This is a genomic window from Neisseria sp. S1, from assembly GCF_048060015.1.
GTDB lineage: Bacteria > Pseudomonadota > Gammaproteobacteria > Burkholderiales > Neisseriaceae > Neisseria > Neisseria arctica.
This window is the reverse complement of sequence record NZ_JBLUPI010000003.1, coordinates 117,266-139,225: the sequence shown is the minus strand read 5'-3', so window position 1 is coordinate 139,225 and position 21,960 is coordinate 117,266. Positions and strand designations below refer to the sequence as shown.

At 44.2% G+C, this 21,960-nt stretch carries 19 protein-coding genes, 2 tRNA genes and 1 pseudogene; 9 read left to right on the top strand and 13 right to left on the bottom strand.

The genetic code is table 11. The features are described from left to right. The first annotated feature begins 70 nt into the window (after positions 1-70). The 4 genes and pseudogenes from ACEPPX_RS03430 to htpX all read left to right on the top strand — a co-directional run bounded on the left by ACEPPX_RS03430 (position 71) and on the right by htpX (position 3,123). The gene (locus tag ACEPPX_RS03430) at positions 71-301 is read left to right on the top strand and encodes a hypothetical protein (protein ID WP_416622944.1); all 231 of its coding nucleotides are present in this window, start codon (positions 71-73) and stop codon (positions 299-301) included. A 10-nt stretch (positions 302-311) separates the two neighbouring features. After that, positions 312-650: pseudogene (locus tag ACEPPX_RS03425) on the top strand (opacity family porin); the annotation flags it as partial. A 150-nt stretch (positions 651-800) separates the two neighbouring features. Continuing rightward, on the top strand, positions 801-2,060 hold the full coding sequence (locus ACEPPX_RS03420; protein ID WP_416622943.1) for a glutamate-5-semialdehyde dehydrogenase: 1,260 nt from the start codon (positions 801-803) through the stop codon (positions 2,058-2,060). 220 nt (positions 2,061-2,280) lie between these two features. Then, positions 2,281-3,123: a protease HtpX gene (gene htpX / locus ACEPPX_RS03415; RefSeq protein ID WP_416622942.1), complete on the top strand. Its 843-nt coding sequence runs from the start codon at positions 2,281-2,283 to the stop codon at positions 3,121-3,123. Positions 3,124-3,326: 203 nt separating this feature from the next. Here the strand turns inward: htpX and gyrB are convergent, their stop codons facing one another. Both gyrB and ACEPPX_RS03405 read right to left on the bottom strand, forming a co-directional pair. Next, positions 3,327-5,720 carry a DNA topoisomerase (ATP-hydrolyzing) subunit B gene (gene gyrB, locus ACEPPX_RS03410; RefSeq protein ID WP_047761425.1) on the bottom strand — a complete coding sequence of 798 codons (2,394 nt, stop codon included), beginning with the start codon at positions 5,718-5,720 and terminating at the stop codon, positions 3,327-3,329. Between the two features lie 220 nt (positions 5,721-5,940). Then, positions 5,941-7,521 carry an inorganic phosphate transporter gene (locus ACEPPX_RS03405; RefSeq protein WP_416622941.1) on the bottom strand — a complete coding sequence of 527 codons (1,581 nt, stop codon included), beginning with the start codon at positions 7,519-7,521 and terminating at the stop codon, positions 5,941-5,943. A 123-nt stretch (positions 7,522-7,644) separates the two neighbouring features. Here ACEPPX_RS03405 and thiE point away from each other — a divergent pair, with 123 nt between their 5' ends. Continuing rightward, complete coding sequence (gene thiE, locus ACEPPX_RS03400) at positions 7,645-8,280, top strand: thiamine phosphate synthase (protein ID WP_416622940.1); 636 nt, start codon at positions 7,645-7,647, stop codon at positions 8,278-8,280. A gap of 285 nt (positions 8,281-8,565) precedes the next feature. On the opposite strand, the gene yidC is transcribed toward thiE, so the two are convergent. The 4 genes from yidC to rpmH form a co-directional block, all read right to left on the bottom strand. Further along, complete coding sequence (yidC, locus tag ACEPPX_RS03395; RefSeq protein WP_416622939.1) at positions 8,566-10,209, bottom strand: membrane protein insertase YidC; 1,644 nt, start codon at positions 10,207-10,209, stop codon at positions 8,566-8,568. Between the two features lie 133 nt (positions 10,210-10,342). Beyond that, positions 10,343-10,555, bottom strand: a complete 213-nt coding sequence (gene yidD / locus ACEPPX_RS03390) for a membrane protein insertion efficiency factor YidD (protein ID WP_075968088.1) — start codon at positions 10,553-10,555, stop codon at positions 10,343-10,345. Between the two features lie 2 nt (positions 10,556-10,557). Further along, positions 10,558-10,896: a ribonuclease P protein component gene (gene rnpA / locus ACEPPX_RS03385; RefSeq protein ID WP_416622938.1), complete on the bottom strand. Its 339-nt coding sequence runs from the start codon at positions 10,894-10,896 to the stop codon at positions 10,558-10,560. Between the two features lies 1 nt (position 10,897). After that, the gene (gene rpmH, locus ACEPPX_RS03380; RefSeq protein WP_004283944.1) at positions 10,898-11,032 is read right to left on the bottom strand and encodes a 50S ribosomal protein L34; all 135 of its coding nucleotides are present in this window, start codon (positions 11,030-11,032) and stop codon (positions 10,898-10,900) included. A 296-nt stretch (positions 11,033-11,328) separates the two neighbouring features. On the opposite strand from rpmH, the gene dnaA reads away from it, so the two are divergent. Then, on the top strand, positions 11,329-12,924 hold the full coding sequence (gene dnaA, locus ACEPPX_RS03375; protein ID WP_416622937.1) for a chromosomal replication initiator protein DnaA: 1,596 nt from the start codon (positions 11,329-11,331) through the stop codon (positions 12,922-12,924). Positions 12,925-12,945: 21 nt separating this feature from the next. Then, on the top strand, positions 12,946-14,049 hold the full coding sequence (gene dnaN, locus ACEPPX_RS03370) for a DNA polymerase III subunit beta (RefSeq protein WP_416622936.1): 1,104 nt from the start codon (positions 12,946-12,948) through the stop codon (positions 14,047-14,049). Between the two features lie 293 nt (positions 14,050-14,342). Here the strand turns inward: dnaN and ACEPPX_RS03365 are convergent, their stop codons facing one another. From ACEPPX_RS03365 to ACEPPX_RS03355, 3 genes are all read right to left on the bottom strand, one after another. Beyond that, a complete protein-coding gene (locus ACEPPX_RS03365; protein ID WP_047761431.1) occupies positions 14,343-14,873 on the bottom strand; it encodes a hypothetical protein in 531 nt (176 codons plus the stop codon). Between the two features lie 395 nt (positions 14,874-15,268). Next, positions 15,269-15,343 (bottom strand) — tRNA-Glu (locus ACEPPX_RS03360). A 7-nt stretch (positions 15,344-15,350) separates the two neighbouring features. Next, positions 15,351-15,427 (bottom strand) — tRNA-Arg (locus tag ACEPPX_RS03355). 117 nt (positions 15,428-15,544) lie between these two features. Here ACEPPX_RS03355 and ACEPPX_RS03350 point away from each other — a divergent pair. Next, positions 15,545-16,936, top strand: coding sequence for an exonuclease domain-containing protein (locus ACEPPX_RS03350; protein ID WP_416622935.1), 1,392 nt, complete (start codon positions 15,545-15,547; stop codon positions 16,934-16,936). Between the two features lie 255 nt (positions 16,937-17,191). Here ACEPPX_RS03350 and recX read toward each other — a convergent pair whose 3' ends face one another. The 4 genes from recX to rph form a co-directional block, all read right to left on the bottom strand. After that, entirely contained in the window at positions 17,192-17,659 is a 468-nt protein-coding gene (gene recX, locus ACEPPX_RS03345) for a recombination regulator RecX (protein WP_416622934.1), read from the bottom strand. Positions 17,660-17,686: 27 nt separating this feature from the next. Then, complete coding sequence (locus tag ACEPPX_RS03340) at positions 17,687-18,403, bottom strand: phosphoglycolate phosphatase (RefSeq protein ID WP_416622933.1); 717 nt, start codon at positions 18,401-18,403, stop codon at positions 17,687-17,689. 123 nt (positions 18,404-18,526) lie between these two features. Then, complete coding sequence (locus ACEPPX_RS03335; protein WP_047761435.1) at positions 18,527-19,744, bottom strand: aspartate kinase; 1,218 nt, start codon at positions 19,742-19,744, stop codon at positions 18,527-18,529. 269 nt (positions 19,745-20,013) lie between these two features. Beyond that, on the bottom strand, positions 20,014-20,742 hold the full coding sequence (rph, locus tag ACEPPX_RS03330) for a ribonuclease PH (RefSeq protein ID WP_416622932.1): 729 nt from the start codon (positions 20,740-20,742) through the stop codon (positions 20,014-20,016). A 158-nt stretch (positions 20,743-20,900) separates the two neighbouring features. Here rph and ACEPPX_RS03325 point away from each other — a divergent pair, with 158 nt between their 5' ends. Next, positions 20,901-21,776, top strand: a complete 876-nt coding sequence (locus tag ACEPPX_RS03325; RefSeq protein WP_416622931.1) for a YicC/YloC family endoribonuclease — start codon at positions 20,901-20,903, stop codon at positions 21,774-21,776. Positions 21,777-21,960: the final 184 nt, after the last annotated feature.

Here is a 21,960-nt window from a genome sequence, read left to right as displayed (position 1 = left end):
CATTTTATTATGTTAGCCTGTTTGTTTTTTGATATATTTATCTAGCATTATTATCCGGTTAGACTTTAAAATGAAAAAATTCTTACTGATTACATTATTAAGCGGCTTCTCAACCATGGCCGCAGCAGAGGGACTGTATATCCAAGGTGAACTTGGCACATCTCGGTTGGTGTTAAAAGCAGACAATCAAAATCATAAAGATACTGTCACTAATACGCGTATTTCTGTAGGTAAAAGCTTCGGCAATGCCCGTTACGCACTCGATTACATCCATTTTGGGAAAGTAAAATTCCACCTCTAATGCTTATTCATCCACTCAAGGGGATTTAAGCGTACAAGGTATTGGCATCTCGGCAATTTATGATGCGCACAATCAAACTGCCTTAACACCTTATGTGGGTATTCGTGCAGGCGCCAATCGTCTAAGCGGCAATATTGAAAACCGTACCAATAATAGCTCTTACAGCTATTCAGAGACCAATACCCGTTTGGGGATTGGTTTGCTGGCGGGCGTACAATATCAAATTAATGATCAACTGGCATTCAATGTTGGCACAGAGTATAACTATCTAGGCAAGCTGGATGGTGATAAATATCCTACAAAAGTACATCAATACGGCGCACTCGCAGGTTTGCGTTATAGCTTCTAAACCAAGCATACAGCAATAACCATAAAAAATGAAAGGCCGTCTGAAAAGTTTCAGACGGCCTTCTTTTATCATTGCCATGTTGCTCAAACAACCGACAACATTTATTATCAAAAGAATATAAATCATATTAACAAATGGGTTGCCTAAAACATGCAAAATATTACCGACTATGTACGCAATACCGCGACAGCAGCCAAAACCGCATTTTACCGATTGGCGTCCTGCTCATCAGCCGAAAAAAATTACGCACTTTTACGCATAGCCGAATTGATTCAGATAAATCAAGCAAATATCTTAGCTGCAAATGCCAAAGATATGGCAGCAGCAACTGAAAAAGGTCTCGATACCCCACTATTAGAAAGGCTAAGGCTCACAGAAAAAACCGTAGAGAGCATGTGCGAAGGCTTACGACAAATTGCAGCGCTACCCGATCCAGTCGGTGAAATGGATGAATTTCGCACCCGGCCCAATGGCCTACAAATTGGCAAAATGCGCGTACCTCTTGGAGTTATCGGAATAATTTACGAATCGCGCCCTAATGTAACTGTCGACGCTGCCGCATTATGCCTAAAGTCGGGCAATGCCTGCATATTGCGCGGAGGCAGTGAAGCCTTTAACTGCAATCTGGAAATCTACCGGATTATCCGACAGGCATTACGTGAAAGCGCACTGCCCGAAGATGCCGTCCGCCTAATCGAAAATACGAATAGAGAAAGTGTCGGCGCCATGCTGCAGAGCCCCGATTTGATTGATGTTATTATTCCTCGCGGAGGAAAAGCATTGGTAGCGCGTATTAGTGCGGAAGCACGCGTTCCAGTCATTAAACACCTAGACGGCATATGCCACACTTATATTGACCAAGCAGCCGACACGGAAAAAGCAGTCAATATAGCCTTCAATGCGAAAACCTCTCGTTACGGCACCTGTAATACGATGGAAACCCTTTTGATACACCAAAGCCGTGCTGCTGAAATCTTGCCTCTACTAGCAAAAAAATATAAAGAAAAACAAGTAGAATTACGTGCCTGCCCCCGTACATTAGAGATTCTGCCCAATGCAGTGGCCGCCACCGAAGAAGATTGGAACACCGAATACCTCGCACCCATTTTATCTATTAAAATTGTTGACAATATATATGAAGCAATACAACATATAAACACGCATGGCAGCCATCATACCGATAGCATCGTTACCGAAAACTATACTGATGCCCAACTATTCTTGCGTATGGTAGACAGCTCCAGTGTAATAGTAAACGCATCAACCCGTTTTGCCGATGGCTTTGAATACGGCCTAGGTGCAGAAATCGGCATTTCCACTGATAAAATCCATGTACGAGGGCCTGTCGGGTTACACGGCTTAACAAGCCAAAAATGGATTGTTTTAGGTACTGGGCAAATCAGAACCTAAATTAGCAAGCCTCTGCAAAGCAATTGTGCAGAAATCGACTTTTTCAGACGGCATTTAGCGAATAAACAATAAATACAAGAGCATAAATCCATCTAAAAATACGCGTAATTTTGCATACCTTTTCTGAAATCAGACTATGCTAGCCACCTGATTTTTGCGAAAATACATGAAGTTTGAAATCCTAGAATAACCATATCATACTAGTAAAAGAGGAAAACCAGTGAAACGTATTTTTCTGTTTCTTGCCACTAATATCGCTGTTCTTGTCGTTATCAGCATCATTCTGAGTGTTCTCGGTGTTAGCAGTAACCCGGATCAATTAGGAAGCCTGCTCGTCTACTCCGCCGTTATTGGTTTTACCGGCTCAATTATCTCTTTGCTGACCTCTAAAATGGTTGCGAAACGTTCCGTAGGCGCAGAGGTAATTACGCAACCTCAAAACGAAGTTGAAGCTTGGCTTTTACAAACTGTTCAAAACCAAGCTCGCCAATGGAACTTAAAAACTCCCGAGGTAGCCATTTACCACTCACCCGAGCCTAATGCATTTGCTACCGGCCCCAGTAAAAATAATTCCTTGGTTGCAGTAAGTACCGGCCTGTTAGACAGTATGACTCGAGATGAAGTAGAGGCCGTTCTAGCTCATGAAATGGCTCACGTCGGCAACGGCGATATGGTAACGCTTACCCTAATCCAAGGCGTAGTCAATACTTTTGTCGTATTTTTAGCACGCATTGTTTCCAGCATGGTTGCTCGAAACGACAATGGAGAAGTATCTCAAGGTACATATTTTATGGTGAGTATGGTTCTCCAAATCGTTTTTGGTTTCTTAGCCAGTATCATTGTTATGTGGTTTAGCCGCCAACGTGAATATCGTGCGGATGCAGGTGCTGCAAAGCTAGTAGGTGCTCCTAAAATGATTTCAGCCCTACAACGCCTGAAAGGCAACCCAAGTGATCTGCCTAAAGAAATGACAGCAATGGGTATCGCCAGTGAAGCTAAAGATTCTTTGCTGTCTACCCACCCGAGCTTGGATAACCGTATTGCACGCCTAAAGCAAATGTAATATTTATCTTCAAGTATTTAAACCATAAACAATGCCGTCTGAAATTTCAGACGGCATTGTTTTTTTAATTTATACAGGCCGTCTAAACTTTTAATTTGGTCCTTAACAACTCTGAATCTGAGACTAAAACCTGCTTGTATACTAGAAAAAATGCCCCTGATATAAACAGAGGCATTTGAATGCTTTTGAGTCTGATGCATCAATCAAACATCAATATTTTGTGCCACCAACGCATTATTCTCAATAAATGCACGGCGCGGCTCTACTTCGTCTCCCATCAAAGTTACAAAAACCTCATCAGCGGCAATCGCATCTTCAATACGCACTTTCAACAAGCGGCGTACTTGCGGATCCATAGTAGTTTCCCACAACTGCTCGGGATTCATCTCACCCAAACCTTTATAGCGTTGAATAGACATACCTTTTTGAGCAGCGCTCATCAAAATCCCTAAGGCCTGTGCAAAGCTGTTAACAGGATATCGATGATCGCCTTTAACTACTTCCGCACCCTCATCCACCAAACCTTTCAAGGCGACAGAAGTTTGCAATAACGTTTGATAAGCTTTACCGGATAAGAATTTCGGCTCAATATAACTAACCATTACATTGCCATGCAACTTACGGGTAATCTTGATAAAGTGGCTGCCGTCACTGCCCTCTATTCGCTCCAAAACAACTTCTTTTTCATCTAGAAGCATAGATAACATAGCAATAGCGGCATCGGCAGATTCAGAACTACTTAAATCTATTTCTTCCGCATAAAGCATGGCGTTTAGCACCAAATCATCAATGACTCTGCTTTCTTGCTCAATAACACTGCGGGCCTGTAAAAACTGCTTAGCCACTTTCTCCAATTCTTCGCCTTGCAAAACACTATCACCTGAAATAATTTGTGCTTTATCAATAGCTAGGCCCAGTAAGAATTGGTCTTTTTCAAATTCGTCTTTGAGATAGCGCTCCTGCTTACCATATTTGGCTTTATACAATGGCGGTTGGGCAATATAAATATAACCGCGCTCAACTAATTCAGGCATTTGCCGATAGAAGAAAGTCAATAACAAAGTACGGATATGTGCACCATCCACATCAGCATCAGTCATGATGATGATACGGTGATAGCGTAATTTTTCGGGGTTAAATTCTTCCTTACCGATACCCGCACCCAATGCTGTAATCAAAGTAGCTACTTCTTGGCTGGCGAGCATTTTTTCAAAGCGTGCTTTTTCTACGTTTAAGATCTTACCCTTAAGCGGCAAAATCGCTTGGAACTTTCGATCTCTTCCCTGTTTCGCAGAACCGCCGGCAGAATCACCCTCCACTAGATATAACTCAGAAAGAGCAGGATCTTTTTCTTGGCAATCAGCTAATTTACCTGGAAGCCCCAAGCCGTCCATAACACCTTTTCGCCGAGTAATTTCCCTCGCTTTACGGGCAGCTTCTCGCGCACGGGCCGCATCTACGATTTTTCCGGTAATAATTTTAGCTTCGTTGGGATTTTCCTCCAAAAAATCAGTCAAGGCTTGGCTGATTACTTCATTCACCACGGGGCCTATTTCACTGGAAACCAGCTTGTCTTTAGTTTGAGAAGAAAACTTCGGATCGGGCAGCTTAACTGATAATACGCATGTCAGACCTTCACGCATATCGTCACCACTAGTATCTACTTTGGCCTTTTTCGCAACTTCGTTGGCCTCAATATAACTATTGATGGTACGCGTCATCACTTGCCGTAAAGCGGTTAAATGCGTCCCACCGTCTCTTTGCGGGATATTATTAGTAAAGCACTGCACAGACTCTTGGTAGCTATCATTCCACTGCATGGCAACTTCAACGCTCATGCCATCTTTCTCACCGAAAGCATGAAAAATTTTCTCGTGAAGTGGTGTTTTTTTACGGTTCATATACTGGACGAAACCGGCTACCCCGCCCGAAAAAGCAAAATTTTCATGCTTTCCGTCACGCTTATCAAAAAGCTCTATATCAACACCATTATTAAGGAAAGATAGCTCACGGATACGTTTTGCCAAAATATCAAAACTATATTCAATTTCGCCAAAGGTGGTTGTACTTGCTAAAAAGCGTACGACAGTACCTTTTTTATCGGAGTCGGCCACTGCCTTTAAAGGTTCAACCGCTACGCCGTTTTCAAAGCGAACAAAATGCTCTTTACCATCACGATAGATGGTTAGGCTAACCCAATCAGACAAGGCATTTACTACCGAAACGCCCACACCGTGCAAGCCGCCTGAAATTTTATAGCTGTTATTATCAAACTTACCGCCTGCATGTAGTACGGTCATAATAACTTCTGCAGCTGAGCGCCCCTCCTTCGGATGTATGCCCGTAGGCATACCACGACCATTATCACTAATACTAACTGAATTATCCGAATGAATGGTAACAACAATTTTATTACAATGTCCTGCCAATGCCTCATCAATCGCATTGTCAAGCACTTCAAACACCATATGGTGCAAACCTGAACCGTCTTGAGTGTCACCGATATACATACCCGGACGCTTGCGCACTGCCTCCAGACCTTCGAGTACCTGAATACTCTCGGCACCGTATTCTTCGTGTTTTTTCTGATCGGTCATAAATATCTTTTCTAGCTGATTAAAATCCCATGCACCCAATATTTATTTAGCTATGGAATACTATTTTAAGCATTACTCACAGCCTTAAAAAATCAAGTGTATAACCTTTCGAATTATACCTGATTCCACCCATTTTTTCAGCTTTTAAACCTACCCGGCAAATAAAGAAAAGCCCGACAGCCAAAGCCTGTCGGGCATAGTACAAATAATGTATCCGCCTTTAGAAAACGGCTCGCAACGCCAAGAAACAGAGTACGGATAAAATTGCAGCTGCCGGCAAAGTAATCACCCAAGCCAGTGCTATGGGTTTCATCATCGCCCAATTCGCATTACGGTTTACTAAGCCAATACCCAAAACCGCACCAACCAAAATATGTGTACTAGAAACTGGCAATCCCATTAAAGAAGCAAGCATTACTACTGATGCAGCCGCGAGTTCAGCAGTAAACCCTGAAGAAGGGTGCATTTTTGCCAAATTGGTACCTACTGTTTGAATAACTTCTTTACCGATAAACCACAAGCCAACAATCAAGGCAATACCAAAAGTAAGCATGGCAACCGGAGGCACCGGAGATTGGGAATTGATATCGCCGGTACGCAAAACATCCATAATTGCTGCAAAAGGACCGATCGCATTGGCAATATCATTTGCTCCGTGACTAAATGCAAAGCCGGCCGCCGTGAATACCTGCATCCAGCTGAACATTAAAAATGTTGATTTGCCCAAGTCTTTACGCTTCAAGGTTTTAGCATAAATGAAAGTAGCCATCCAGATACCTGCGCCAACCATAAAAATAGTTAGATAGCTACTAAGGTTACTCATACCTAAATGTAAGTTTTTCAAACCTTTGAAGATCAACATCGAGGCAATCATCATACCGCCCACAGAAGCAATCAACGGCACCCAGGACTGCAATGCTTTGTAGACATCAATGTTATTTTTACGATGATCAATGTCATAAAGGCCACGATAGTACTCGGATTCCAACTCACTAGGATCTGTATCTGATTCACCATAGATTTGGGCGTCGCGCGCCATGGCCGAAGCACACTCGATTTTTTCCGCCTCACTCAAACTCTCAAAATACAGACGGTGTTGTTCTTTAAATGCTTTTTTCTCTTGCTTAATGGCTTTCAAACGGGCTTCTGCTTGGGTATTGTAATCCAAGACATGTTTTTTAACTTGTGCAAACAAAATATAAGATACCAAACCACCCAATACCGGCGATAGCACCCAAGAGGCCGCAATCTGGCCTACATTATCCCATTGGATCAAGGCGAAAGTATTCGAACCGCTACTGAGATAGCCCAAGCACAAAGCACTGCCGACAATACCACCGATAATGGCGTGGGTAGTAGAAACAGGTAAGCCTTTTTTAGTAGCGAATAACAACCAAAGTGCCGCTGCCAACAAAGCCGACATCATGATATAAACAAACTGCATTGGCTCAAGATGCATCTGATTCAAATCAATAATGCCTTTACGGATTGTATTAGTCACCTCACCACCGGCGATAACCGCCCCACTCACTTCAAAAATAGCTGCAATCAGCAATGCTTGGGGCACCGTGAGTGTACCGGCACCAACACTGGTGCCGAAAGAGTTTGCAACATCGTTACCCCCGATATTGAATGCCATGAACACACCAAACAACGTGGCAAGTAAAAACAATACCGTATGGTTATAATTGATATAGCCCAACCCCCAGAAAATGAAGTAGGTTACCATACCAATCAATAATGCAAGAAAAACCAAGTTAAGCCTGGCGATAGTTGCACTTGAGGTTGAGTTAGAAGTCATAAAATTGCCTTGAATCAAAAATCGAAAAGATTTCTTAAAACGAATTAATACTGTAATAGGTGTAATAAAATTTACACAATTTTGATATTATAAATTGGTTAGATGCCGTCTGAAAGCAGATTCATGAAAAAATTATTATTTCCCGCACTGTCTGCCCCTTTAAAATTTTATGCCGTAGTACCGGACGCCGAATGGGTTGAGCGTATGGTTGATGCAGGTGCGGATACAGTTCAGTTGCGAAACAAAAACTTACACGGATCCGCCCTATATTCAGAAATCGAGCGTGCAGTAGCAGCTTGCCACAATCGCCCTATTCAATTGTTTATCAATGACTATTGGAAAGAAGCTATAGAAGCCGGCGCTTATGGCGTTCATTTAGGGCAAGAAGACATAGACAAAGCAGATTTACATGTACTTGCAAATGCCGGGCTGCGTTTGGGTATCAGCACTCACTCGATCTCAGAACTTGACCGGGCATTATCGGTAAATCCAAGCTATGTAGCGAGCGGGGCAATTTTTCCGACTACAACCAAAAATATGCCCACCCAGCCTCAAGGTCTCGAAAAGCTGCGTGACTATGTACAAAGGGCAGCTCCCACACCGGTTGTTGCTATTGGCGGCATAGACCTAAACAATGCAAGAGCCGTATTAGAAACGGGAGCTGCCTCTTTAGCGGTAGTACGTGCCATCACCGAAGCAAAAGATCCGGAAGCTGTGGTACGTTCCTTCCAAGCACTATGGAAATCAACAAAGATTTAACTTTATTTAAGAGATCTCCAACTTAAATTAATCAGATTGATCAAAAACCCAAGGCCTAGCGTTTATTTGGGTAAAAACATCGCAATCGCAATAATGCACGACTGACCGCTTTTTTCAACTGATTTCCTTCATTATTATTTATTAGGCGAAATACAACCCTACATAAAAAACGCTCGATAAAGTCAACCTCATTTCAACATGATTCCCAAGAAATCACTTTATCCCTCATCTGCAAAAAAGGATGCCGTCTGAAACTCAGACGGCATCCTTTTTTAATCAAGAGACTTATGAAACAACTTCACCTTGTTTACGCTGTTTCTCAATACTGGTATTGATATACCATTGTTGGAAAATAGTCAAAATATTATTAACTACCCAATACAACACTAAACCTGCTGGGAAAAAGAAGAACATTACCGAGAAAACCAAAGGCATAATCTTCATAATTTTTGCCTGCATAGGATCTGTCGGCGGCGGGTTCAAATAAGTTTGGATAAACATGGTTACTGCCATAACAATCGGCAGAATAAACCAAGGATCTGGACGGCTCAAGTCGGCAATCCAACCGAACCAAGGAGCCTGGCGCAATTCTACTGATGAGAAAATCGCCCAATATAAGCCGATAAATACCGGAATTTGCAACAGCATCGGCAAACAACCGCCCAAAGGATTAATTTTTTCATCCTTATACATCTTCATCATGGCCTGCTGCATTGCCATGCGGTCATCACCATATTTTTCCTTCAATGCCTGCAAGCGGGGAGCCACAGCACGCATCTTTGCCATCGAGCGGTAAGAAGCATTAGTTAACGGATAGAGAATCGCTTTCACAATAATCGTTAGCAAAACAATTGCCCAACCCCAGTTGCCGACCACATCATGCAATTTGTTTAGCAACCAGAACAATGGTGACGCAAAAATATGTACTTTGCCATAGTCTTTCGCCAATTGCAGATTGTCCGCTACTTGGCTGATAACGCTGGTCGTTTGCGGGCCGGCATACAAACCGGCCGCGAAACTTTCAGTTGCACCGGCAGCCACTACTTTCAAAGGCGCACGCACACCCGCCGAATAAAGATTATCGGTACGGCGGATATCCAGCTGGCAGGTGCCTTCGGCACAAATACTGGCACCATCTTTAGGCTGCATAATCCAAGTTGCCATAAAATAGTGTTGGACCATACCCACCCAACCTGAAGTACTTCGACGCACATAATCAGCCTGATCCTTACCCGACTTGAAATCATCATCCAAGGTATCAAAAGCCACTTTTTCAAACTTACCCTCGGGCGTATAAACCACAGGACCAGTGTAAGTATGGTTGAAGTAACCCTCCCCCTCCGGCTTGCTGTTATCACGCAACAAACGATAGGCAGCATCAAGTTTAACCGGCTGACCGCTTTGGTTATTAACATCAAAACGGACATTAATAAGATAGCTACCCTTTGTAAAGGTATAAACCTTGTCAACTTTCAAACCATTGGTTTCCGGAGCACTCAAACGAACTTCCAGCGTATCACCATTGAGCGTATATTGTTTTTGCGGAGCTTGGAAAGATAAATTTTGCAGAACATTTCTACCTGCCGCATCCAAAAGCTCAGACTGAGCTACATAGGTATACGCATTGCTGTCGTTGAATAAAACAAAATCTTTGCTCTCATCACTGCTCGAATTATATTTCAGCAGAGTCAGCTGACGCAGATCCCCACTTTTTTCATCAATCACCGCCTTAACGGTATCCGTAATAACCGTTACCGGCACAGCAGGAGATAAGGCTGCAATTTGCGCAGGTTGCGTACCGGCTGCTTGTTGCTGTGTTCCCGCCTGCTTTTGCGTAACAGGCTGCTTGGGCGTGGGAAACATCTGCTCCCACCCCAGCAAAATCAACAGCGCCACGCTGAAGAAGATCATTAATCTTTTGAAATCCATATTTTTTCCTGGTATTTTTTTAGATGCCGCCTGAAAGGCCAAAGCACCGTTATAGTAAGCTAAACCGCAACAAAATAACAGATAAATACAAGTTACGAAACCTTAATTAAAGCTTTATCCATATCCTTTTATTCTATGGAAGGGGATCATAACCACAGCCACCGAACGGGTGGCACCGGGCAATACGCTTTAACGCCAACCATCCACCCTTGAAAGCGCCATATTTTTTTACCGCCTCCAACGCATATTGAGAACAAGTCGGCGTATAACGGCAACGGGGAGGAATTAGCGGGCTAATCGCATACTGATAGAAGCGAATCAATCCAAGCAGCAATTTAGCAACCATTCTCAAAGTCTTCGCATCAATTGGCTAAGCTGCAAACGAACTTGTGCAGATTCTGATTGATCAAACCGCTGGCGCACCCGTACAATAAAATCATAACTTTGCAATTCACAGCAATTCAAACGAAACCATTCACGAATCACCCGCTTCATATAATTACGCTCATGCGCGCGCTTGGCTACTTTCTTGCTCACCACCAAACCCAATCTGGCATGTCCCAAGCGGTTGTCTGGAGAATGCAAAACCTGTACAAAACTCAAGCTACGCTGCCTTCTCAATGCAAAAACGGATGAAAAATCATCCGTTTTTAAAAGGCGGTATTGCTTACCGAAATACTGTCCCACATTACACAGCCAAACGTTTACGGCCTTTAGCGCGACGTGCAGCCAAAACAGCACGGCCACCGCGGGTTTTAGAGCGAACCAAGAAACCGTGGGTGCGTTTGCGGCGGGTAACTGAAGGTTGATAAGTGCGTTTCATGTTATGTCCTAAAATTATCTGAAAATCAAACCGAGAATTACACCTCAATTTACCAGTTTTGTCAATCAAAATAAGCGGATTACGTTCGGTTACCGATACAGCCCAACGATTCGCCAATCAATAATCCGCTCCAAAGTGCAGATAGTCGTAAAAGATTAAATTCTGTATAATCACCTAATATTTACAGAAAATCTGCAACCCGATCTCCACAGGGCGGCGGAGTATTCCTCATCATATTGATTTAAAAAATATAACGGCTATAGCCGTTAATTTATTTGGAAAATGGCTGCCACACTATGACGCTAGCAGAATTTTGGCCACAATGCCTCCGTCGGCTTCACGAGACATTGTCCCCCCAACAATACGATACTTGGATTTCGCCACTAACTGTAGGCGAAGAGGATGGCGTATGGGTGATATATGGCAAGAGCCAATTTGCTTGCAATATGTTGCGAAACCAATTTGCCAAATATATCGAAGCTGCACGGGCCGAATATGCTCCGCAACAATCTGCCATCACGTTCAAACCGGGTAGGGGGCAAGCATATCCTATGGCAAAAGAGCCCTCCTCCGAACAAGCCGCCGGCACTACAGAAGAAAATACCCCAACCGAACAACCTGTAACAAACAGCAGAAAAACAACTCTTTCCGAAAATATAACCGACCTAAATACCGACACCCAAACCAATACCCATATACCGACTCCCTCACCCCAAAGCGTGGGTAAAAAAAGTGCCCAAGATATTTTGGCCGAGCGCATGAAACAACTTCCGGAAGAATCCAAACGCTCCGCCGGCAGTACCAAAACTGTAAAAAGTCCAGCAACCGATGAAATAGCCGACACTACCGGCAAAGAAGCCTTGCGCTATAACCAAACCAACCTATCTCGAGACTATACTTTCGAAACATTGGTAGAAGGAAAAGGCAACCGTATGGCTGCCACTGCAGCCAAATCCATTGCTGAAAACCCCGGGGGTAACTACAACCCGTTTTTCTTATATGGCAGCACGGGCTTGGGCAAAACCCATCTAGTGCAAGCTATAGGCAATGAATTATTGAAGCAACGCCCAAACGCACGGGTACGTTATATGCATGCCGATGACTATATCCGCAGCTTCATGCATGCCGTACGCAACCAGTCATATGATGTATTCAAACAACAATACAAACAATACGATCTACTGATTATTGATGACGTACAATTTATCAAAGGCAAAGACCGTACAATGGAAGAGTTTTTCTACCTATACAATCACTTCCATAACGAGAAAAAGCAACTGATCCTTACCTGTGATGTGTTACCTGCCAAAATTGAAGACATGGACGAGCGTTTGAAATCGCGCTTTTCCTGGGGCCTCACACTGGAGCTGGAACCGCCCGAATTAGAGATGCGTGTGGCTATTTTGCAGCAAAAAGCAGAATCGGCAAATGTGGAGCTAGACGAACAAGCTGCATTCTTTATTGCAAAACACATCCGCTCCAACGTCAGAGAGCTTGAAGGCGCATTCAAACGTGTAGAAGCCCTTAGCCGCTTTCAGAAAAAACCGATTGATATAGACTTGGCCAGCGAAGCCTTACAGGATATTGTAGCCAGCGCCTATAAAGTTATTACCGCCGAATTGATTATTACCGAAACTGCCAAATATTACCGCATAAAAAACAGTGATATACTCGGCAAAAAACGCACACGCAATATTGCTCGGCCACGTCAGATAGCCATGAGTCTTACCAAAGAGTTAACCAACTTAAGCCTGCCTTCCATAGGTGATGCGTTCGGTGGTCGTGACCACACCACGGTAATGCACGGTGTAAAAGCTGTTGCCAAGCTTCGGGCAGAAGATCCGGAACTTGCCCAAGATTATGAAAAACTACTGCTGATTATTCAAAACTGATTAGCCCGAAGGGAATTTTTTATGTTGATTTTACAAGCAGAACGCGATGCTTTGTTAAAACCCCTGCAAGCCGTTACAGGCATTGTCGAACGCCGCCACACATTACCCATTCTAAGCAACGTATTGCTGGAAAATGTACACGGCCAAACTAACATTTTGGCAACAGATTTAGAAATCCAAGTAAATACCGCAGGCCCGCACAGCGAAGCGGAAGATTTCCGTGTTACAACCAATGCTAAAAAGTTACAAGACATCTTACGCGCTCTCCCCGAGGGTTCCATGGTTGCATTAGATTGGGCGCAAAACCGCCTGACCTTAAAAGCCGGCAAGTCACGCTTCAACCTGCAAACCCTGCCTGCAGAAGATTTTCCGCTGATGAGCGTAGGCGAGGAAGTTACCGCTGCCTTTTCACTGCCTCAAGAAGCTTTGAAAAACATGCTGTCACAAGTGCAATACAGTATGGCAGTACAAGATATCCGCTATTACCTAAACGGCTTACTAATGCAAGTAGAGGGTGATCAGCTCCGTTTGGTGGCCACAGATGGTCATCGTCTTGCTTACACCAGCACTACAGTTGATACCAACCTACCCAAAACAGAAGTTATTTTGCCCCGCAAAACGGTATTAGAGCTGTTTAAACTGATCAACCAACCTAGTGAGCCGGTAACGATAGAACTCCTAAACAACCAGGTTCGCTTCCGCTGTAACGATACCGTAATCGTCAGCAAAGTAGTTGATGGCAAATTCCCGGATTTTAATCGAGTTATCCCTTTGGATAACGATAAAATATTCCTTGTAGGACGTACTCATCTACTGGGCGCATTAGAACGGGCCGCCATCTTGGCAAATGAAAAATTCCGCGGTGCACGCCTACATATCAAACCCGGCCTACTCAGTGTAGTATGTAGCAATAACGAACAAGAAGAAGCCCGCGAAGAATTAGAAATCGCCTACCAAGGTGGCGAACTCGAAGTAGGCTTTAATATCGGTTACTTGATGGACGTATTACGTAATGTACACACCGAAGATATGCAGTTGGCTTTTGGAGATGCAAACCGCTCAACCTTATTCACCATTCCAAATAACCCCAATTTTAAATATATCGTGATGCCGATGCGCATTTAAACTTTCAATTTAATTTAAAGAACAGGCCGTCTGAAAACATTGTCAGACGGCCTGTTTGAATTTAAAAACTATTTCAAACAACTACTATCACAGCTCAAAAAGAATTAATTAAATATTAAAACCAAATAAATCCAAACACCTTTAATACGATAATCCTCATTTCTTTACTGCTTTTTCTAAAAACTAAAATCCCCCGAATAACCCTATAGATTTCATTCGGAGGACTTTACAACATAAAAAATAAGATATGCCGCTTAATTAGGCTGTAGTGGAAAAAAATATACAATAAATTATTATTTTTTCGCCGCAGCTAATTTAGCAGTAGCAACCTTATCCAGTTTGCAATAACGGGCTACAATTTGTGATACTTGAACTTGTTTGCCATTTACAGTTTGTACCGCTTGCTGAGTCAGCATATTACCATCTACTTGATCTACATTAGCAGCAGTAGCCTGATCTGCAGTCCAAGTAATACCATTACTGCTAAATACATTGCTATTACTATCAGTTTCATCAGCAACACGTGGCAATACCGGAGAAGCTTTGCCTTGGAACAAGGCTTGAGCCACCACTACCTCATTACCACTCATACCATAGGTTACGCGCAGCTTATCGGCACCTTTAGCGCCACACGCATAGGCTACCTCTTTCACCGAATCTACTTTAGTAGCCACAGGAGCAGACTGGGTTTGCGTAGCCGGAGCCTGAACTGTAGCAGTAGGTTGGGCGGCAGAGGCTTTTTCCGCCGATGAACCACCCATGCTACTACAAGCAGACAATAAGGCCACAATCGCAGCAGGTACAACAAATTTTAATTGTTTCATCTTTATCACTCCGTTTCTTACAGATTTAGTAAAAATATCATTTAGTTTAGTAGGCTGCCTGAGTCGCTTCTAAATAACAACGTACCGCCTCAATTTTTTCGAGGCATCCGCCAAAAGTAGCAAAACACAAACACTATTTCTTCTCAAAACACCCAGTATTGAATAAGTGATTTGTACTATGAGTTACCATAACAAAGAAAAAGTTCCTTGTCTGTACCAAACTGCGTACTTATGTCACATCACAAGAAAAACCAACACCAATAAAATCTCAACAGTATGATTTATAAAATATTTAAAAAAAATATACTGATGTAAATTCAGGAAAACTTATGTATATGCTATAAAATACACACATAATAAAAAACACCACCTAGCTCAGGTGGTGTTTTAAAATTTGGCACGCCTACGGGGAATCGAACCCCGGTTACCGCCGTGAAAGGGCGATGTCCTAACCGCTAGACGATAGGCGCGTATTTTTGGCGCACCCGGAGCGATTCGAACGCCCGACCCTCTGGTTCGTAGCCAGATACTCTATCCAACTGAGCTACGGGTGCGAGAAAGATTTGAATTATATGCATCACTTGAAAATCTGTCAACCACTTTATCGAATTTTTTTTGATTTCCATGTAAAATAGCGACTTATTATTTGAATAATCTTAGGATTTATTTATATGCTATCCGCCTGCAAATGGCCGCTATTAGGGGATTTTTCCAAAAAGATTGGGCTGCCTGTTGCCATTATTGACCTAGAGTCTACAGGTGGTGATATGTATCAAGACCGCATCACCGAAATCGCCATCCTCCGTTTCAACAAAGGAAAAATCAGTCGTTACGAGTGGTTGGTAAATCCTCAAAAAAATATTCCTCCCTTTATTACTTCACTTACCGGCATCAGCAATGAAATGGTTGCCGACGCTCCTCATTTTGCCGACTTAGTCCATGATTTACTGCCGTTACTGAGGGGGACTCTGTTGATTGCACACAACAGCCGCTTCGACTATACCTTTCTCCGTCATGAGTTCCAGCGTGCAGGCATCCATTTTGCCTCTCCTGCATTATGCAGTGTGCAACTATCCCGAAAACTTTACCCTCAGTATTTCAAACATAATTTAGATAGTATTATTGAGCGATTCGGTATCCAAACCGAAAGCAGGCACCGCGCTATGACTGACGTAACTGCTTTGGCAGATTTTCTAGAAATCAGCCTCAAAGAAAAAGGCTGTGATGAATGGCTCAAACACGTCCACACTCTTACCAATCCTCACCCGTTACCTCACCTATTCTCCGAACAGCTGGCAAATGAGATTTACAAACTATCGGACAGTCATGGAGTGATTGTCTGGCTAGATGCCGAAAACCGCGCCATTTCCTTATCCGTACATAAAAAAGCATTTTCTGAAGTTTCTGCTTTACTAAGGCGTAACAGTTACCCTTCCGAGATCAGAAATGCCGAAAAGATCATTTTTCATGAAGCACTCGGCAGCCTTCATGCTTTACAAAAAAGAGTAGAGCTTCAGAAACATTACCAACTCCCTGCCTCACAAACCACCCAAACATTTTTTAGTGTAGAGTTTGCCTACGATGAGAAACAGCGTTTAAGGGCACATATTCGAAACTTAGAAAACGGCAGTTACAACAACCCTCCCAATGGATTGTTCCTACACAAAAAAAAGGCCAAGCAAATACTGTCGGAATGGGCACAACAACAACAATTATGCCCCGACTCTCTAGGTTTGCTTCCTACCACCTACCCTGCCGGGCAGCCCTGCCCGAAAATAGTAGCCGGCCAATGCAATGGCGGTTGCCAGCACCAAAACGGTATTGAGCGGCAAAACGAAATTATTACTGCATCCGGCCGCTTATTACCCGTTGCCGACTGGGGTAATGCCCACGCATTGGAAATCACTGAAACAGATATGCTATCCAAGCGTTCCGTGACTATACGTTGTATAAACGGAACCCTTAACTTACCTGATGGCAGCTATTATTTTGATTCGTCACTACCGGCAATCGTGAAAGATATTTGGAAGCGGTCAAAGCATAATATACGTATATTGTATTGACATATTATTGGCATCTGCCAAATTCACGTATATTTGAAAAAATAAAATATGCTCAAAAACCTGCTCTATCTCCAGCTATGATGAGCCCTGTGCCTGCATACGAACAGTAAAGGCCGTCTGAAAATATTTTCAGACGGCCTTTCATCCTCTTTTAGACATATAGTGACATCTTAAATTGATAAAATTTCACCTTACATGTCTACAACTACTTCATATATCAGTAGATTTTAAATACTAATATTTTGGCTTCAACCCTTATTCCCAATCAAATATTTCACTGTTTTCATCCCAAGCATTTTTCATGGCAGTCTGAATCGTATCCATACTAAATCCGCGATAAGCTAAAAAGCGCACCTGTTTTTGCTTCTCTTTCAAATCTAATCCGGACCGCTTGAATTTTTTATGTAACAGATCGACCGCCGTAGCCAACTCCCCCGCCTTATCCGGCATTAATTCCCGCACGGTTGCCTCATCCACACCTTTGGCCGACAGTGCCTGCTTTATCCGCAAACTACCATAACGATTGCGCTTACTATGCACATAAGCTTCGGCATAACGTTCGTCAGACTGCCAGCGACGCTCAGCAAATTCGTTTAATACAGCCTCCAATTCTTCCTCACTTTGCGCATACGGCATTAATTTTCGCTTCAACTCAAGGCGGCTGACTTCACGGCGAGAAAGAATATCCATCGCACGGTTACGCAGTGATTTTTCGGATTTCATATTTGACTACAACAGGGCTGAGGGCGTTTAATCAGTATTTTGCGTTTTTTGGGGACGCAGGTTTTCATAAATTTCAGGCAGACTGCCGATTAGCCAGTCCGGTTTGGTTTCAGGACTTTGTACCAACTCCTGCATATCACCGTAACCGAATGTTACAGCCACAGAAAGGCAACCTGCCGCTTTGGCTGCCAAAATATCGTTTTTAGAGTCGCCCACCATCATCATATTCGCAGGATCGATATTCAACACTTCAGCGGCATGTAGCAACGGCAGCGGACTGGGCTTCTTCTCCGGCAAGCTGTCACCGCCGAGAATCAAGCTGAAATAATCTGCCAATCCGAGCTGCTGTAAAAGCTCTACCGCGAATACCTCATTTTTATTGGTGACCACTATCAGAGGAATACCCAAAGATTTCAAGAGCCCCAAACCCGCTTCTGTTTCAGGATAGGGGCGGGTAAAATCGCTCAGATGCTCACGGTAGTAGCGGACAAAAAACGTAAAACCTTCTTCCCAACGCGATGCATCTGCCTCGCCATCCGCATTATCGGTCAAAACACGATGCACCAGCTTGGCTATCCCATCCCCCACATAACCGGCCACTACCTCTTGCGGTAGTGGTGCCTGTCCCAAATGTACGCGCATGGCATTAGCAGCTGCCGCCAAATCCGGAATAGAATCACAGAGGGTACCGTCTAAATCAAAAGCAACGGCTTGAACGTGTTCGATAGTGGTTTGCGTAGTCATAATCCCCTGGCCGGAAACAGTTACAAAGGGGCTATTGTAGCACTTTTCAACATGCCAAAAGGCCGTCTGAAAGATTATCCTTTCAGACGGCCTCGGTTATAGCAATAAAATCATGTATAAAGATTATGCCAAATCGAACGCTTTATGCAAAACGCGTGTAGCCAATTCCATATATTTTTCGTTAATCAATACGGAAACTTTGATCTCAGAAGTAGAAATCATCTCGATATTGATATTTTCTTCAGCCAAAGTGCGGAACATTTTTGAAGCCACGCCTACATGCGAACGCATACCCAAACCTACAATCGATACTTTGCATACGGCATCGTCGCCATCAATATCGGTTGCACCCAAGCTATCTTTCAACTGCTCCATCAAAGCCAAAGTCGGCTTGTAATCGGCACGCGGCACAGTGAATGAAAAGTCGGTAGTACCGTTTTCGCCCACGTTTTGGATAATCATATCCACTTCGATATTGGCATCTGCAACGGCACCTAGAATCTGGTAAGCCACGCCCGGCTTGTCGGGTACTCCGCGCACGTTGACACGGGCTTGGTTTTTATCGAATGCGATACCGGAAACGGCTGCTCGTTCCATATTATTGTCCTCTTCAAAGGTAATCAGAGTGCCCTCGCCGCCCTCTTGCAGGCTGCTTAATACGCGTAGGCGCACCTTATATTTGCCGGCGAATTCCACCGAGCGGATTTGCAAAACTTTAGAGCCCAAGCTGGCCAGCTCAAGCATTTCTTCAAATGTAACGGTATCTAGGCGGCGTGCTTCGGGTACGACACGCGGATCGGTTGTATATACGCCGTCTACGTCTGTATAAATTTGGCATTCGTCAGCCTTCAATGCCGCAGCCAGTGCCACGGCCGAAGTATCCGAACCGCCCCGTCCCAGTGTAGAAATATCGCCATTGGGATTGATACCCTGAAAACCCGCGACAATTACGACACGGCCGGCCTTCAGATCGGCCCGCATAGCTTCGTCATCTATTTCTTCAATACGCGCTTTGGTGTGGGCGGCATCGGTTTTCACAGCTACTTGCCAACCGGTATAACTTTTCGCATCAACACCGATGTTTTTCAAAGCCATCGCCAACAGGCCGATCGTCACCTGTTCGCCGGTAGCCAATACTACATCGAGTTCACGCGGATCAGGGAACTCTTGCATCTCATGCGCCAATGCCACCAAACGGTTGGTTTCGCCGCTCATGGCGGAAACCACTACCACCACGTCGTGACCTTCGGCGCGGGTTTTGGCAACACGTTTGGCGACGTTTTTAATGCGTTCGGCGGAGCCTACGGAAGTACCGCCGTATTTTTGTACGATTAACGCCATTTGATTCGTGCTTTCTTTAACTTAGCTGGGATGATGAAGTGGATACAACAAGAAAGTTGTTGCTGTCCGTGAAACGCTTGTAAAGCTTGGCATTTTACTATTTTTTTCACTTAAAGACAAAATACCTTCTTTATGTTTGCGCCAAGTTATAACGAGTGTTACGGGCAATATGCCTAATAAGCGGTATTGCCCGCAGTTCGGGAATCTTCATCAAAATGTTTTCAGACGGCCTTTACATACCGGAAATGCTCGCCTAAACCCCATTTGGATCAACGACTTGAAAATGCAACTTGTTGATGAGCGATCAAGCTGAAAATACCCTTTTGTGCCAAGCTTATCAGACTGCCTAATTCTTCCACTGAAAAAGGCGCGCCTTCGGCCGTACCCTGTATTTCGATAATTTTCCCCGAAGCAGTCATCACAATGTTTACATCGCTATCGCAACCTGAATCTTCCGGGTAATCCAAATCCAGCAAGGGAACGCCACCCACTACACCCGCCGATACTGCGGCCACTGCCTCACGGATAGGATTGGCGGTTAGCAATCCTGCTTCGGTGAGCTTATTTATGGCAAACTGCAAAGCGACAAATGCACCGGTAATACTTGCGGTACGCGTACCGCCGTCGGCCTGTATGACATCACAATCAATTAAAATCTGACGCTCGCCGAGTTTTTCCAAATCGACCACCGCACGCAACGAACGTCCGATCAGGCGCTGGATTTCTTGAGTACGCCCGCTTTGTTTACCGGCAGCCGCCTCTCGGCGCATACGACTGGCGGTAGAGGCCGGCAGCATACCGTATTCCGCCGTTACCCAACCTTTGCCCTGCCCGCGTAAAAACGGCGGCACACTCTCTTCAATCGATGCAGTACAAATCACTTTGGTATTGCCTGCTTCAATTAAGCACGAACCGTCTGCATGCGGCAAAAAATGGGGCGTGATTTTAATCTCACGCAATTCATCGGGTTGACGGGAGGTACGGATATAGTTGCTCATGATTTTTCCTGCTGAATAAAATAGCGGGAATTATAACATGCCGCATTATGGTATATTGACGGCATAATAACCGCCTGCCCGGTACCGTCTTTACGATACCGGCAATATTACGCGGTCTGACGGTTTTTCATTCTTTATTAATCGGAGTTCTTTTAATTATGAGCATTCACAGCATGACCGGTTTTGCCAACGCCTCAGGCGAATGCGGCAACAAACGTATCAATCTGGAGTTGCGGGCGGTCAATCACCGCTATTTAGACGTACAGTTCAAAATGCCGGACGATCTCCGCCATTTGGAAAGCATTATGCGTGAAGCCGTAGCCGCCAAAGCCGCACGAGGTAAAGTTGAGTGCCGTATCCAAGTGCAAACACTGGAAGCAGGTTCGGGCGGCAAGCTTTCCATCAATCAAGAACTGGTACACCAGCTGGCCTACCTTAATAAAAAATGGCGCAAACAGCACAGCGATTTAGGCAAACTCTCCGTTGCCGATATACTAAAATTTCCGGGCGTACTGACCACACAAGGCGAAGATGAAGAGGCTTTTGCACAAACCGTACAAAAATTACTCAGTAAAGCCCTGCAAGATTTTGGGGCCGCCCGTGCGCGCGAAGGCGAGAAGCTGCAACAACACCTGCTTGAACGCTTGGATGCAATGGAAAAAATTATAGCTTCATTGCAAGAAGTGTTTCCTAATCTGGTAGAAGCCCACCTGGAGAAAGTGCGCACCCGCCTGAAAGAAGCCGTGGACAATATCGATGACAACCGTTTGCAACAGGAATTTGCACTATTCATGCAAAAAGCCGACGTAGACGAAGAATTCAGCCGCCTACGCACCCATATTACCGAAGTCCGCCGTATCGTACGCGAAAGTAAAAATGCCGCCGGCAAGCGTTTGGATTTCCTGATGCAGGAGCTTAACCGCGAAGCCAACACTTTGGGCAGTAAAGCCATAGCGGCAGAATGTACGCAAGCTTCCGTAGAATTGAAAGTATTAATCGAACAAATGCGCGAACAAGTCCAAAACATCGAATAATCGGCTCTTCGGTTATATTTTTCAGACGGCCTCTATTTACTTGCAGAGGCCGTCTGAATTTTTAACGCCGGCTTTATTTCACATGGAGCATTTGCTTTACTTTAGTTTGGCAAACAAATAAAAAAGCGTGTTACATTCAGCGTTTTACGGCGGATAAATATACCGTTACCAACAAACCGCCGGA

Excerpts from the sequence above, each read along its gene's own strand:
- ACEPPX_RS03430 (WP_416622944.1), top strand. The coding sequence starts at position 71 with ATGAAAAAATTCTTACTGATTACATTATTAAGCGGCTTCTCAACCATG.
- ACEPPX_RS03420 (WP_416622943.1), top strand. The coding sequence starts at position 801 with ATGCAAAATATTACCGACTATGTACGCAATACCGCGACAGCAGCCAAA.
- gyrB (WP_047761425.1), bottom strand. The coding sequence starts at position 5,720 with ATGACCGATCAGAAAAAACACGAAGAATACGGTGCCGAGAGTATTCAG.
- ACEPPX_RS03405 (WP_416622941.1), bottom strand. The coding sequence starts at position 7,521 with ATGACTTCTAACTCAACCTCAAGTGCAACTATCGCCAGGCTTAACTTG.
- thiE (WP_416622940.1), top strand. The coding sequence starts at position 7,645 with ATGAAAAAATTATTATTTCCCGCACTGTCTGCCCCTTTAAAATTTTAT.
- yidC (WP_416622939.1), bottom strand. The coding sequence starts at position 10,209 with ATGGATTTCAAAAGATTAATGATCTTCTTCAGCGTGGCGCTGTTGATT.
- yidD (WP_075968088.1), bottom strand. The coding sequence starts at position 10,555 with ATGGTTGCTAAATTGCTGCTTGGATTGATTCGCTTCTATCAGTATGCG.
- rpmH (WP_004283944.1), bottom strand. The coding sequence starts at position 11,032 with ATGAAACGCACTTATCAACCTTCAGTTACCCGCCGCAAACGCACCCAC.
- dnaA (WP_416622937.1), top strand. The coding sequence starts at position 11,329 with ATGACGCTAGCAGAATTTTGGCCACAATGCCTCCGTCGGCTTCACGAG.
- dnaN (WP_416622936.1), top strand. The coding sequence starts at position 12,946 with ATGTTGATTTTACAAGCAGAACGCGATGCTTTGTTAAAACCCCTGCAA.
- ACEPPX_RS03365 (WP_047761431.1), bottom strand. The coding sequence starts at position 14,873 with ATGAAACAATTAAAATTTGTTGTACCTGCTGCGATTGTGGCCTTATTG.
- ACEPPX_RS03350 (WP_416622935.1), top strand. The coding sequence starts at position 15,545 with ATGCTATCCGCCTGCAAATGGCCGCTATTAGGGGATTTTTCCAAAAAG.
- recX (WP_416622934.1), bottom strand. The coding sequence starts at position 17,659 with ATGAAATCCGAAAAATCACTGCGTAACCGTGCGATGGATATTCTTTCT.
- ACEPPX_RS03340 (WP_416622933.1), bottom strand. The coding sequence starts at position 18,403 with ATGACTACGCAAACCACTATCGAACACGTTCAAGCCGTTGCTTTTGAT.
- ACEPPX_RS03335 (WP_047761435.1), bottom strand. The coding sequence starts at position 19,744 with ATGGCGTTAATCGTACAAAAATACGGCGGTACTTCCGTAGGCTCCGCC.
- rph (WP_416622932.1), bottom strand. The coding sequence starts at position 20,742 with ATGAGCAACTATATCCGTACCTCCCGTCAACCCGATGAATTGCGTGAG.
- ACEPPX_RS03325 (WP_416622931.1), top strand. The coding sequence starts at position 20,901 with ATGAGCATTCACAGCATGACCGGTTTTGCCAACGCCTCAGGCGAATGC.